Raw genomic sequence first — 12,862 nt, 5'->3', positions numbered from 1 at the left:
CGACCGCCGATCTCATCGTCACGACCCGCTCGGCGGGCGGTGGTGGCCGCGGCCCGCCGCCCGTCTCGCGCACCGGACGCCGCATCGCTCGTCCGGGCGGCGACACGCCGGGAGACGCCACCGTTCGGAGGACACCGGACCTCTCCACCGCGCCGCGGGACAGGTCCGGAGCGGGCTGGCACGGTGGGGATCACCCCGCACCCGCTCCCCCGCCGCGGGGCCCGCCACGAGGAGGGACAGCCATGAAGAAGATCCGCGCCAACATCGAGCGTGCCCTCGAGACCTTCGAGGCCATCGCCGGCTACGGCACCAAGCGCCGCAAGCGCGCCCGGCGCTGACGGTGTGACGGCGTCACCCCCGAGGTCGGCGGACTGCTCGCGCTGCCTGGCGCTGTGCTGCGTCGGGCCGTCGTTCGCCGCCTCGGCCGACTTCGCCGTCGACAAGCCGGCCCGCACCCCGTGCCGCCACCTGCGCCCCGACGACGGGTGCGGCATCCACGACCGGCTCCGTTCCCGCGGCTTCCCCGGCTGCGCGGTGTTCGACTGCTTCGGCGCCGGCCAGCAGGTCGTGCAGGTGACCTTCTCCGGCGCCCGGCGACGCGTGCCGGCGATGTTCGACGCCCTCGAGGTCCTGCGCCCGCTGCACGAGGTCCTCGCGCTGCTCGACGAGGCCGTGCGGACGCCCCTGGCGGCCGAGGCCGGGGAGCTGCGCGACCGCGTCGAGGCGATGGCGACGCTGCCCGCCGAGGCGCTCGGCGGGGTGGACGTGGGCGCCGTGCGCCGGGAGGCGGGCGCGCTGTTCGACGAGGTCGTCGCGGCGGCGCACGCCGGGCGGCCGGGCCCCGACCTGCGGGGCGCCGACCTGCTCGGTGCCGACCTGCGGCGCCGCGACCTCCGGTCGGCGCGGCTACGCGGCGCGCTGCTCGTGGGCGCCGACCTGCGGCGGGTCGACCTCGACCGGGCCGAGCTCCTCGGCGCCGACCTGCGCGGCGCCGACGTCCGCGGCGCCCGCCTCGCCGGGGCGCTGCTGCTCACCGCCCCGCAGCTCGAGGCCGCCCGCGGGGACGCGCACACGACCGTGCCCGCGCACCTCGACCGCCCGACCCACTGGACTGCTCTACCGTCCGCCCGGTGACCCTGCGCTCGATCGCGCTCTTCGTCCTCGCCGCGGTCCTGGAGATCGGCGGCGCCTGGCTGGTGTGGCAGGCGGTGCGCGAGGGCCGGGCGTGGTGGTTCGCCGCGATCGGCGTGCTCGCCCTCGGGCTCTACGGGTTCGTCGCCGCCTTCCAGCCCGACGCCGCCTTCGGCCGCGTGCTCGCCGCGTACGGCGGCGTGTTCGTGGCGGGCTCGCTGGCGTGGGGCGTGGTGCTCGACGGCTACCGGCCCGACCGCTTCGACCTGCTCGGCGCCGCGATCTGCCTCGCCGGCGTCGGCGTGATCATGTACGCGCCGCGCTGAGGCGCCGCTCCAGCTCGGCGAGGTCGGCGACGAACCACAGATCGCGGCCCTCGTTGGCCTCGCGCACCCAGTCCCCGACGGGGCCGGAGGTGTCGCGGAGCGCGCCGACGACCACCAGGCGCAGCCGGTAGTTCACGAACTTCTGCACGACCGCGCCGGCGACCCCGCTGCGGAGCTGCGCGAACGCCGGGTCGAGGCGCTCGACGGGCACGGCGACGACGTCGGCCTCGGTGCCGTAGGTCTCGCCGATGACGTCGAGGGCGCCCGCCTCGTCGCGGATCACCGGTCCCTCGCGGTCGAGGACCAGCACGCGGACGCCGCCGAGCTCGGAGATCGTGGTCACGGACCGATCCTCCCGGTCGGCGCGACCCGATTGTCACGTCCCGTGGGAGTGGCGGCCCTGCCGGTGAAGAGCCACCTGTCACGGCAGGGCCGCCCGGGCGGCTGCTCGCGTGAACCGCGCTGCGCATCGTGCCCGGTCACTCACGGGAATCGGACACGGGGATCACATGGTGGGCGCCTGCGGGTCGCTGTCGTCGCCGACGAAGTGGATGTCGAACGGCTTGTTGGTCATGAACAGGAACGTGACGTCCTGGTCCTGCGTCGCCCCGTGCTGCATCACGCCGCCCTCGGGGAACCAGACGAAGCTGCCCGCCGGGTAGTCGCCCTGGTGGGTGTTGAGCACGCCCTCGAGGACGTAGACGCCGTGCGCGCAGGGGTGGCTGTGCCACGGGTTGGTGAAGCCCGCCCGGTAGACCATCTTGAGCACGGTCATGCCGGTCTCGGGGTCCTGGACGAGCGGGACGTGCTCGAGGTTCGCCCCGATGTACTCGACCGGGAAGCCCTGCCAGGCCTCGGCGTTCGTGTCGACGACGGTCAGCTCGACGGGCGTGCTCTTCGTGCTCACGGTGCACCTCCGGGGTTGAGTGCCAGGGGGTCACCTTCCTGCGGTGCCGTCCCGAGCCACAAGGCCCGGACCAGCGGCACGCCCTGCTCCGCGAGGGCCTGGTGCCGGCGAGCGCGGGGAGGTGGTGAGCGTCGCCCCACCGCCGCGATCAGGCTCGGCGCAGCCGGGGGCGGGTCGGTGCCGGCGTCCTCACCGGCCCGAGCGGCACGTCCGGCAGGCCCGCAGCCCTGATGATCATGCGGAACGCGCCGGTCGCGGGTGATCGCTCCAGGTGCTCCGTGGACCCCGTGAGATCGGGCGGAGGGAGCACCCGGGGCGATCTTGCGCTCGCGCATGCCGCGTCAGTCGAGCGGTCCCAGGAGGGCCGCGGTTCCCTCGCCCACGTCCGCCCCCGATCTCCGCGGGCCTCGCCGTGATCGACGGTCCGGCCTCACGCGGATCGGACGGCACCCTGCCACGGATCGGTGGCGGGGCGTTCGTGCGGTGCTCCCGGCGGTCGTGTCCACGCCGGTCGGCACGGTCGGGGTGGCCGGATTCGAACCGACGGCCCCTCGCTCCCAAAGCGAGTGCGCTACCAAGCTGCGCCACACCCCGTGACCACGAGTCTAGGGGCGGGGCGCGGGGACCGCGGAGGCGCCGCTGCCTCCCGGTCCGGTCGTGCGTCGGACCTAGTCCAGCCCGCGGACGATGTGGTCGTCCTCGGTGCCCTCGACCCGGTCGACGACCTCCGTGGCGGTGCTCATGCCGATCTCCCTCCTACGTTGCGGCTCCGTCTCCCCATGGTGGCGAGGAGTCGGTCCCTACCGTCGCGTATCCGTAGGACGTCACTCCGTGTTGCTCGTTCCAGTCGATCGGTCAAGTCCCGTACCGGATCGTTCACGAAGCCGTCGGGCGGCGTTCAGGAGGCGGCCGTCGACCCACCGGAGCAGGCGGGGAGGGCGCATCCGCTACGGTGAGACCGGGCCCCGAGGGCCCGTCGCGGGCGTAGCTCAATGGTAGAGCCCCAGTCTTCCAAACTGGCTACGCGGGTTCGATTCCCGTCGCCCGCTCCACACCGTTCGTGCAGGTCAGCGGGACAGTTCGGCCGATTGCATGATCGTCGGGCGCTGCGACGACCCGCCGTCGTGCGATTAGCGTGCGATTAGGCCGGGACCGCATCGCCGTCACCACCCTCGTCCTCGTCGTCCGCCTGGCCCTCGTCGCCACCGTCGGCCTCGGCGGTCCGCTCCCCCTCGATGTGCTGGCCGAGACGGTCGGCGATCGCGCGGTCCCGCTCGTCGCTGGCGTGTTGGTAGATCATCGCCGCCCGCATCGAGCCGTGCCCCATGCGCCGCATCAGCTCCCGCGTGCTCGCTCCCGACATGGCCGCGAGCTGGTTGCCGGTGTGCCGCAGGTCGTGGAAGTGGAAGCCCGCCGGGAGTCCGACCCGCACGACCGTCTTCGTCCACGCCGTCTCGCGGTGGAAGTTGCCGCGTCGCAGCTCACCGCCGCGCGAGCCCGTGAACAGCAGGCCCGTCGTGCCCGACTCCGCGTAGCTCGTGAGGTGAGCGACCAGGTCGTCGGAGAGCACCGCGGGGAACGCGACCGCGCGCGTGCCCGCCTCGGACTTGGTCGGGCCGACCACCATCTCGCCGGCCTGGGTCTGGCCGACGCTGCGGTGCACTCGCACGATCCGTGCCCTGAGGTCGACGTCGCAGCGGCGCAGGGCGATCAGCTCACCCCAGCGCAGACCGGTGAACGCCGCCGAGAGCACGAGCACCCGGTACCGCGCGGGGACCGCGCCGGCCAGGGCGAACACCTGGGCCACCGAGGCGAACGGCCGCTCGGGGGTCCGGTACTGCCCGGCGCCCTTGATCCGGCACGGGTTGCGCTTGATCCGCCCGTCGTCCACGGCCGTCGCCATCACGGTGTGCAGGAGCCGGTATGCCTTCGCGGTCCGATCCTCTGAGCGCCCCGAAGCGAGCAGGTCCGTGCGCCAGGCCCGGACCCGTTCGGTGCTCAACTCCGCGATCCGCGCCTCCGCGAGGAACGGGGCCACGTGCAGGCGCCAGAGGCTCGCGTACTCCTCCCGGGTGCGTCGGCTACAGCGGTGGTCCACGAGCCACTGGCGTCCGAACTCCCCCACTGTGACCTCGCCGAGCAGCGGGTCGGTCCAGTCGCCGCGCACGATGTCGGCTTCCAGGACCGAGAGCCACTGTTCGGCGTCGCGCTTGCGCTCGAAGGTCTCGGGCGCCGTCCGCCGCTGCCCGTCCGTGCCGAGGTAGCTGGCCTGGTAGCGGCCCGAGGAGAGCTTGCGGATCGAGCCGAAGCGGCGGTGACCCTTCTTGTTCGCCATCAGGCCACCACCCCTCGCCGCACGCTGGCCCGGGTGATCGGCTCGACGCGGCCCGCCTGGACGAACGCGTCGAGGTCGGTCACGGCGAAGCGGACGTGACGGCCCACGTGGTGGAAGGCGATCCGGCGCTCGGCGACGAGCCGACGCATGAACCGCTCCGAGGTCGCCAGGTACTCGGCGGCAGCGGGGACGCTGAGGTACTTGGCGGTGTTGTTCTCCGTCTCCATGTCGGTTGCCTTGCTCTCGTTGGTCAGCAGGTGATCGAGGTCAATTCGTCGCGGGCGGCGTGCCTCCTGGCCCGCGCGTTAGCTGCGGCGGTGTTGGCCATGAGGGCGTCGGCGGTGGTGTGCCAGCCGATCCCGGCGAAGGCCAGGGAGGCGACGACGACCTCGGTGGTGTCCTCGTCGGCCTGGTCGTCGCGCTCGTCGACGTCGGGGCCGGTGTTCGCAGCGTGGGCGCGGGCCCAGTCGCGGCGTGCGGCGCGCAGAGCGGTCATGGTGGTGGAGTAGCGCCGGGAGCGGGTCGAGAAGTGGCCGCCGAAGCCGAGCATGTGCGCCCAGCGCCGCAGCCGACCCCAGCCCTCGCGCCACTCCTCGGCGTCCGGCGGCGGGGCGCCCTCGCGGTCCGGGCGGGTCCCGAGGCGCCAGCACGCGGCGATCTGGCGGCCGACATGCGTGGTGGTGTCGGCGTAGGCGGCGGCCGTCTCGGGGGTGAGACGGGTGGAGACGTGGCCGGCCATCTCGGTCGCCTTCGTGGCGTACTTGGCGAGGTAGCCGGCCACGGCGCCGTGGGTGATCTCCCCGGCGTCGTCGACATCGCGCACCGTCAGCCGCACAGGGCGGGGGTCACACTGCTCGCCCCAGCCGATCGACCAGCCCTCGGGCCGGTCCGGGTGAGCGTCGCTGCGGAAGACCGTGCCGTGGACCGCTTCGCGCAGCAGGAGCGCGACGTGCCCGGCGCGGATGCCGGGGTTGGGGGTGAGGATGGCGGTGGGGTCGTCGGGGTCGCGGCCGTCGAGGCGGACCAGGGCGTGGAAGTGCACGGCGCCGCGGGTCTGGTACTCGGCGACCTTGGTGTAGCTCAGGCGCAGCTTCGCGCCGGGTTCCTCGAGGCGACGCAGCGCGCGCCCGGCGGCGACCATGGTGCGACGCCACAGCTCCCCCGCGGAGTGGTTCCACACGGCTTGGCGGTCGTGGTCGTAGCAGTCCAGGCACAGCGGCCGTCCGACCTCGGGGGCGTGCTCGTCGTGCCGGTCCCAGCACACGAGGTCGATCCCGTGCTCGCAGGTGTCGACCTGGCGGCGGGGGTGACACGGCAACGGCGGGCCCTTCGCGTCCGTCCGGTGGGTGTGGACGGGCCCGAACGACGGGGCGGTGCAGGTCAGGAACACACACGGGTGCTCGGCGACGGTGGGCGGGACGCCCTTGCCGCCCAGGAGGCCGGCGGTGACCAGTTGGTAGGTGTCGGCCCGGTAGGTCTCCGCGCAGCTCGCGCAGACGTTGGCGCGGCGGTTCCCGCACGGCACGTAGAGCACCGCGTCCGGCATCGCCGACGTGTGCGACTCCACGGTGATCCGGCCCGTGCTCTGCTCGACGGTGGTCAACGATCCGGCGAGACGGATCGGGTGCGAGCAGCCCGCGGCGGCCCCGCCGAGGTGAGCGAGCCAGCCCGACCAGTCGTCGCGACCGTGTCGGGAGAACTCGGCGACGTCCGTGGTCGCAGCCGCCCGGGCGAGGCGACGACGGCCGAGCTCGTCGACCGTTAGACCAGTGGGGCCGCCACTGGTCGCGTTGGTTCGACCATTCGGCGTCACGATGCCCGCCCTAGTGTTTCCGCGGGGTGCTCGGTGGGCCACTGGTGGCGGGAGTCGAGACGCTCGCACCGGGACCTGTCGCGGGAACAGCCGACAGGCTCGGTCACGTCCGTCGCAGCTGTACGGACGTGGCGTCCTACGCCCTGACCGTCCGACGACATGTCCCCGCCGCCTGAGCCTGCTCCCCCTCGGTGCTCGGCAGCGGAGACGGAGCCCCGGTCCCCGAACCGGGGCGCCGCCGCTCGGACGATCAGGGTGTAGGCCCCCGCGCCGCATGCGTCCGCCCTCACAGCCGGCCTCCCTGAGCCGCAGTGAGGGTGTCGTCGGCGAGCCGCCGGCCCTCGCGCAACCACGCGGCCGTGTCGGCCAGGGCATAGACCTGCTCGTCGGACAGGAACGCGGACTTGATCCGCTGCGGCTCCCCACCCTCGGCGAGCAGCAGGCCGATGCCCTTGTCCTCGGGGGCGATCACGGCGGCGGAGTGACCGCGGGCGGCCCAGCCGTGCCCGAGCACGATGTCCGAGCTGGCGTCGGTGGTGCAGCGGAACGCCCACCGGTAGCCGAACAGATCCCGCAGCGACGTGGGGATGATGTCCGAGGACGGTCGTTGGGTGGCGGCGATGACGATGACCCCAGCGGCACGACCACGGGCGACGAGATCGCGCAGCAGCACCGAGAACGTCTCGCGCTCTTGCTTGGTGCCGACGGTGGCCGAGTAGTAGGCGACCTCGTCGAAGATCGCGGCGATCGGGTCGATGCCGTGCGCGGCATCCGCAGGCGTGATCTTCCGCCGGCGCTCGGCGTCGAGCCAGTCATACCGACGGTCCATCTCGGCCTGAAGGTCGCGCAGGGTCTCGGTGGCGTCGGTGAGGTCGGGACCGACGAAGCGGTCGGCGGCGTCGCGCCAGAGGCCGAGTTCGACGCGCTTGCCGTCGAACAGCCAGAGCCCGCAGTCCGGGGACAGGGCCGCGTGCGCGGTCGGGAGGTTGAGCCCGACCGACTTGCCCGCTCCGGGCTCCCCAGCGAGTAGGGCGTTGCGGTAGGCCAGGGTGACCCGGACCGGGCGGCCGTGCTCGTCGATCCCGAGGTGGATCGGGTCCCAGATCGACAGCGGTGACCGCGCCGGCGTTTCCGGGCACGGGGTGGCGGGGGTGCGGATCGCGGCGGTCCAGGAGCGCAGCAGGTCGCGCAGGCGCACCGGCTCGGGATGCTGCTCGGGGCTAGACATAGTCCGACCAGTCCCCACCGCGCTCTGGCACCTTGACCGGCTCTGGGGTGGGCGCGGGCTGTGAGGCCGTGTTGGCGGTGGGTGCGGGGTGCTCGATGACCATCGGCGGGACGTCGTCGCGCTCGTCGAGCGTGGGGCGCTGTGCTGGCTTGCCGTCCTGCCTGCCGCCACGGTCACCGGCGCCCGACCAGTGGGCGTTGCCCGGCTTCGGCGGGACGACCTTCGTGCTCGAGGGCGGGCGCTGGCCGGTGGTGGCGGTCCAGTCGGCCAGCTCGGAGTCGATCAGCTCACGGGCCAGCGGGTCGCGGCGGATGACCTCGACCTTCACTAGGGCGGTCATGGAGCGCACGGTGGTGACCCGGGCGTCGCGGGCGAAGCAGCCCGAGGCGATCCAGTCGGTCTGCTCCTCCACATCGGTCGGCGAGATGCCAGCGCGGAGGAAGAGCCAGACGGTGTCGCCGACCTCGGTGGGGTGCGACCACAGGAACAGCGGCGCGTGGCGGGAGAAGTTCAGGCAGCGCCGCTCGACGAGCACCTGACGCAGCCGGTGCCGCGTCATGACCGCCGCCGCGCGGTAGGCCACGAAGCGGCGCAGGACCGGGGTCACCAGGACCACCGCGACGGTGACGGCGACCAGGGCGATGACGAACGGGGTCCGCAGCCACGAGGTCAGCAGCACCCACACGGCGACGACGGCGAGGATGGTGGTGATCTCGGCGCGGAGCCGGATCAGGAGGCCGAGCAGCCGAGCGAGCGGGTGCACGGTGGGGGCGGTGATGATCTCGAACCCGTCGGTGCGCGAAGCGCGGATCATCGGACGGGCAGCGGAGCGGGACGTCTGGCGAGGCATGACGGTTCCTCACAAGCGACAGCGGCCAGCACGGCCGCACAGGACGGAAATCAGGAGGTGGGAGGGGTCGGGGCCGCGGGGAAGCCGGCCCCGACCCGAGGCAGATGACCAACCGGGATGGCGAACCGGCGTGGTCAGTCGGGGAAGGCGAGGGCGGCGCAGATGCCCAGGCAGGCGAAGACCTGCGAGCCGGTCTCGGAGACCCCCACCGGGACCGAGGGCACCCCGGAAGGGCCGGTGCGGGTGCCGGGCACCGGCGCGGGGCGGTGCTGCGCCGGGACCTCCGGCACCACGAACGACACCTCGCACATCACGCACTCGTGGCCGTCGGCCTGGGCGGCGTTGAGCCCGGTCCACAGCTCCTCGGCGCCGGAGCGGGCGGCGGTCACGACGCACCGCCCTTCGGGGCCGGGGCGCCCTGCGCGGCGTTCATCGGGTCGAGGGCGTCGGCCCGGAACGCCACCCCGGCCCGCTGGCCCTGCTGCCACGGGATCGCGATCAGGTTCCGCGGCACGACCTCGTCGCCGAGCTGCACCCGCGGCAGCCCCGGGGTCGTGCAGTTGATGACCTCGGCACCGTTCTCGTCGATCTGCACGAGCTGGGTGACCATCAGGTCGTCGCCCGTGACCCGATCGCGCTTGGGCCGGCCCTCCATGTCGGTCTTCTGCTTCGGGATCGACCCCACCGTGTAGCGGGTCCCGTCCGTCTTCACCTTGATAGCCATGACTGCGGTCCTCCTGGGACTCTCAGCGCCGAGGCCCGATCTCTTCGGGGGCGCATCACCAGGAAAGCCGCAGGTCAACGGGTCGACCCGCACAAAAGTGCGACCCGCACAGATGTGCGGGTCGTGTGAAGCCTTGCGTCAGGCCGTCGCGGCTGCGGGGGACGCGAGCGCGGCGGTGACCCATAAAGGGTCGAACCGTTCGACGACGTCCCCACCTGTACCGGAACGAACGGCGACGGGCTCGCCGAGACGGCCGGTGTGTGGGTCGAGGAACACCACACCCGCGCGGCCGAGGGTGTCAAGAGTCGTCGCCCAGGCCGGGTGCTGCCACAGCCGGTCGTTCACGAACAGCGCCGCGATGATCGGTGCCCCGGTACCGAGGGCGTCGCAGAGCGTGCCGGTGACGTGGTTGTCCATGACGCCGCACGCGATCTTGTTGGCGGTGTTGAACGTGAGCGGGAGCGCCACCACGCGGTCCGGCCGGCCACTAGCTCGACTCTCGTCGGGCAAGCGGCGGCGGGTCGCGGTCGGTGCCGTCGCGGCCTCGGACAGGGTGTCCGGGTTCAGCCAGTCGGTGGCGGCGGCCGTGATGCCGACCGTGAGCGGCCAGCCCGCGCTGACGAGCTCGCGGGCGACGTCAGCTGCTCGGGCCGCGAGCGGCGCGCCGCAGACAACGAGTCCGAGGGGCGAAGTCACCGAGTCAGTGCAGCACACCCGCGCGCGTCGCGAGCGCTTGCAGCGATGAGCCGTGTCCTCGCTTCGACCGCGCCAGCATCTCGCGCATGATCTCGCGCGCCATCACGTTGTGAGCCACCGCTTCGGGCGCGGCCTTCTCGGCGTCGAGCAGGTTCAGGGTCGCTTCCGCGTCGCGCTTGCGCTGCGCCTGCGCCCACGCCAGGTCCAGGTTGACCTGCGCTCGACGGCTCGACAGCCCTGCCGGAAGCCGACCGAGGTCAACGCTCGACGCCGCTTCGAGTGCTGCGGCCGGATCACCCAGCTCAGCCGCGACTGACACGCGGTGGATAGCGACGTTCGTGGGCCCGAACGCAGTCCAGGCATAGTTGGCGTCATGACCGAGCAGGTCCGCGAGAGCCTGCGCCTGGTCGAGGCGACGCTCCGCCTCCCAACGCTCCGCGCGCCGCGCGGCGATGACGCTCGAGATGAGCCACAGCGCGCCGGCCACCGAGACAAGCGCCGGGTCATCGGATCGCACACGCGGGACGAGCTGGCCGGCCATGCGAGTCGCGAGTTGCTCCGCCTGATCAACCTGATCAGAACGCAGCAGGGCAGTCACGACCTGGTAGATCGCCATCCCCTGTGCCACGCCCGAGTCCGTGCGGCCTGCCGCCATCGCCGCACGATCCGCCGTCACCGCTCCGAGGTCTCCCACTCCAAGCTTCGTCAGCAGCTTCGAGGCCACCACGTACGCCTCGACGTACGACAGTGCTGCCTCGCGATCGTCACCACTGGCGCGTAGCAGCGCCGAGTCCGCTTGCCCGATAAGAAGTGGCAGCTCTCGAATGACGGTCGCGTACTTAGCCGCCTGATACTCCTGGTGCAGCGACGAGGCAATCGACCGCAGCGAGGAAGCTGACGGAGCGGGGACGTCGTCTTCGATAAGATTAGCGTATCTGTTGAGAACCCCTCGGACACTTGCCAGCCCTTCGGCACGCGAACCGCCGTTTGGCGCAAGCTGCCAAGGTGTGCCCGTAAGCGCTTGGACCTCAACGTCAAGCACACGGGACATGTCGAGCAAGACTGACATTTTGTCGACTGATCGAACTCCGCGCTCGACCTGCGAGAGCCAGGACTCCGACCGGCCGATCAGTCCAGCAAGTGCGGCCTGACTCAATCCGCGGCGACGACGATATGCCGCAACTCTTTTTCCTACTCCTTCGGCCACGTCATCATTATCTCACGCAAGATACACCGAATCAAGACTCGTCCACGAGATGCTTGGAGGCCAGCCAGAGAGCCATTCGCATACGACTGTTGCCCTGCGGGAGGTCCCGAATTACAGTGCCATCCAATTGTAGTTCAACAAACACCAAGACGGTGACTACAAGTAGGGTGGTCTCGACAATCGCGTCAAGCTGGTGCAGATCCATACGCCGCAGCTGTCGCGCTAGCGAGCCCGCCTCGTCGCGATGAACGAGCGCGTTTCGCGCCCGCTTCGCCTGAGCGGCCCACCGACCTGAGTTTATCGGGAGCTCGCTGCCACTGTAGCTCTCGATTCTCGACACCATATCGAGAAGCCTGTCGTTCAGCGTCGGCTCATTATGCAGTCGCTCCCGCAGCCACTTCGCGTCCTCTTCGACAAGACCGTCCGTCGCCGTGCTTCGAAGGGCGTCAAACCTCTCCTTAGTCATCGCCGTCGAGCGATACAGAGACCTATGCAGCCCCTCCGCCGCGCTTACGGCTGTCACCAGGCGCCCCTCAAGGTACCCATCCGAAACATAGGAGAGCCCCGTCACCATACGCACCGAAGAGCGAATCTTCTCGATAAGCGAGAACCAGCGAGCGACGAGCCCGGCGAAGTCCGCGTCTTCTCCGAGCAGCGCCAGCGCTTCAGAAGTGTCGACGGCATCCTTTTCCGGCTCGGGCGCTACCACGTAGCGCTTGTACAGCCTGGCCTTCGATTGCCCTTCGCGGCCACTCGCCCGCCCTCCTGCGACAGAAATCACTTCCCGTAGAATCGCCGACGGGCGATCCACGCAAAAAGTGATCAAATCCTGTAGATCCGAGACGTATCGATCATACGTTTCAAGCGATACCGGATTGTCAAACTCGAACTTTACGTAGCAATACTCTCTTATTGATACCGTCCGCTTGGCCGTGCTGTTTTCGAAATCGAGCGGATTAAACACGTGCTTAAGGTAGAGCCGCGCACCTGGGATCACCACTTCGTCGTCGTCGGTAGCCACTACGTCGATCCGTGAACGACCCGTCCAGTGACCAGAATCCTCCATCATCATCTGAGCTCGGATAGCCGTACGTCCCGCCCATACCGTCAAGTTCTCGACGTGCACCTCAGCGCCAGCAACGAATTCGCTGAACGGGTCCACAACATGCTGCCCAACGAGCGTGACGGCAGCAGCAAGCGTGTGCTCGTGCGGCCGACCGAGCAAGCCGCCCTTCTGCCCGGCAGTCGAAGAACCGAACAGGGTGATACTTTTACCTGACGCTTCACCGTGGATCGTACCTGGAGCTCTCAACTCTCCATGGGAGGTGAGCGATCCGTCTGGCGTCAGCTGCATAATCCGCAGCTCGAATCCGCCGATCAACCTCAGCACCGGATCGACGTTTCCGTCCATCTGCAAGATGCCAGGTAGCCTATTATCTGGGTCGCTAGTACGCCACCACACGCCAGGCTCGTCCAGGAACGGCAATTCTCCCCCTCGGGCCGTCGGCCGAAGCGGCCAGCTTAGCGTGAGGACTTTCTATACGTCTTCAAGCCGGCCCTGACGGGCCGGACGGGCGGGCTCGCTGCGGCACCGCCTCCTGTCTTCGACCCGGCGTGCCGCGCGGCCACGCCCGCCAGCACCTCG

Annotated in this window: 14 protein-coding genes and 2 tRNA genes; 3 read left to right on the top strand and 13 right to left on the bottom strand. The window is 70.8% G+C overall.

Going from position 1 to position 12,862, the window contains the following annotated elements; translation table 11 throughout:
- Positions 1–342: 342 nt before the first annotated feature.
- Both ACFPK1_RS20060 and ACFPK1_RS20055 read left to right on the top strand, forming a co-directional pair.
- A complete protein-coding gene (locus tag ACFPK1_RS20060; RefSeq protein ID WP_378022709.1) occupies positions 343–1,134 on the top strand; it encodes a pentapeptide repeat-containing protein in 792 nt (263 codons plus the stop codon).
- Positions 1,131–1,457: a YnfA family protein gene (locus tag ACFPK1_RS20055; protein WP_378022708.1), complete on the top strand. Its 327-nt coding sequence runs from the start codon at positions 1,131–1,133 to the stop codon at positions 1,455–1,457. The genes ACFPK1_RS20060 and ACFPK1_RS20055 overlap by 4 nt, the downstream gene beginning before the upstream one ends.
- On the opposite strand, the gene ACFPK1_RS20050 is transcribed toward ACFPK1_RS20055, so the two are convergent.
- The 3 genes from ACFPK1_RS20050 to ACFPK1_RS20040 form a co-directional block, all read right to left on the bottom strand.
- Complete coding sequence (locus ACFPK1_RS20050; protein ID WP_378022707.1) at positions 1,438–1,800, bottom strand: DUF4180 domain-containing protein; 363 nt, start codon at positions 1,798–1,800, stop codon at positions 1,438–1,440. The genes ACFPK1_RS20055 and ACFPK1_RS20050 overlap by 20 nt on opposite strands.
- A 162-nt stretch (positions 1,801–1,962) precedes the next feature.
- Complete coding sequence (locus ACFPK1_RS20045; protein WP_378022706.1) at positions 1,963–2,364, bottom strand: cupin domain-containing protein; 402 nt, start codon at positions 2,362–2,364, stop codon at positions 1,963–1,965.
- Positions 2,365–2,884: 520 nt separating this feature from the next.
- Positions 2,885–2,958, bottom strand: a tRNA-Pro gene (locus tag ACFPK1_RS20040).
- A 384-nt stretch (positions 2,959–3,342) separates the two neighbouring features.
- Here ACFPK1_RS20040 and ACFPK1_RS20035 point away from each other — a divergent pair.
- Positions 3,343–3,416 (top strand) — tRNA-Gly (locus ACFPK1_RS20035).
- Positions 3,417–3,505: 89 nt separating this feature from the next.
- Here the strand turns inward: ACFPK1_RS20035 and ACFPK1_RS20030 are convergent.
- The 10 genes from ACFPK1_RS20030 to ACFPK1_RS19985 form a co-directional block, all read right to left on the bottom strand.
- Complete coding sequence (locus tag ACFPK1_RS20030; protein WP_378022705.1) at positions 3,506–4,699, bottom strand: tyrosine-type recombinase/integrase; 1,194 nt, start codon at positions 4,697–4,699, stop codon at positions 3,506–3,508.
- Complete coding sequence (locus tag ACFPK1_RS20025; protein WP_378022704.1) at positions 4,699–4,926, bottom strand: helix-turn-helix domain-containing protein; 228 nt, start codon at positions 4,924–4,926, stop codon at positions 4,699–4,701. Before ACFPK1_RS20025 ends, ACFPK1_RS20030 begins: the two co-directional genes overlap by 1 nt.
- A 23-nt stretch (positions 4,927–4,949) precedes the next feature.
- Positions 4,950–6,512 carry a replication initiator gene (locus ACFPK1_RS20020; protein ID WP_378022703.1) on the bottom strand — a complete coding sequence of 521 codons (1,563 nt, stop codon included), beginning with the start codon at positions 6,510–6,512 and terminating at the stop codon, positions 4,950–4,952.
- Positions 6,513–6,798: 286 nt separating this feature from the next.
- A complete protein-coding gene (locus tag ACFPK1_RS20015; protein ID WP_378022702.1) occupies positions 6,799–7,740 on the bottom strand; it encodes an FtsK/SpoIIIE domain-containing protein in 942 nt (313 codons plus the stop codon).
- Complete coding sequence (locus tag ACFPK1_RS20010; protein WP_378022701.1) at positions 7,733–8,554, bottom strand: hypothetical protein; 822 nt, start codon at positions 8,552–8,554, stop codon at positions 7,733–7,735. The genes ACFPK1_RS20015 and ACFPK1_RS20010 overlap by 8 nt, the downstream gene beginning before the upstream one ends.
- 170 nt (positions 8,555–8,724) lie before the next feature.
- Entirely contained in the window at positions 8,725–8,979 is a 255-nt protein-coding gene (locus ACFPK1_RS20005) for a hypothetical protein (RefSeq protein WP_378022700.1), read from the bottom strand.
- Positions 8,976–9,314, bottom strand: coding sequence for a hypothetical protein (locus tag ACFPK1_RS20000; RefSeq protein ID WP_378022699.1), 339 nt, complete (start codon positions 9,312–9,314; stop codon positions 8,976–8,978). The genes ACFPK1_RS20005 and ACFPK1_RS20000 overlap by 4 nt, the downstream gene beginning before the upstream one ends.
- A 138-nt stretch (positions 9,315–9,452) precedes the next feature.
- Positions 9,453–10,010: a flavoprotein gene (locus ACFPK1_RS19995; protein ID WP_378022698.1), complete on the bottom strand. Its 558-nt coding sequence runs from the start codon at positions 10,008–10,010 to the stop codon at positions 9,453–9,455.
- A gap of 4 nt (positions 10,011–10,014) precedes the next feature.
- Positions 10,015–11,217, bottom strand: a complete 1,203-nt coding sequence (locus ACFPK1_RS19990; protein WP_378022697.1) for a helix-turn-helix domain-containing protein — start codon at positions 11,215–11,217, stop codon at positions 10,015–10,017.
- A gap of 31 nt (positions 11,218–11,248) precedes the next feature.
- A complete protein-coding gene (locus ACFPK1_RS19985) occupies positions 11,249–12,679 on the bottom strand; it encodes an ApeA N-terminal domain 1-containing protein (RefSeq protein ID WP_378022843.1) in 1,431 nt (476 codons plus the stop codon).
- Positions 12,680–12,862: the final 183 nt, after the last annotated feature.

Origin of the sequence: Actinomycetospora rhizophila (assembly GCF_042657905.1) — a bacterium.
Lineage (GTDB): Bacteria > Actinomycetota > Actinomycetes > Mycobacteriales > Pseudonocardiaceae > Actinomycetospora > Actinomycetospora rhizophila.
The sequence above is the reverse complement of the archived record's forward strand: the minus strand, read 5'-3'. Positions and strand labels throughout refer to the sequence as shown.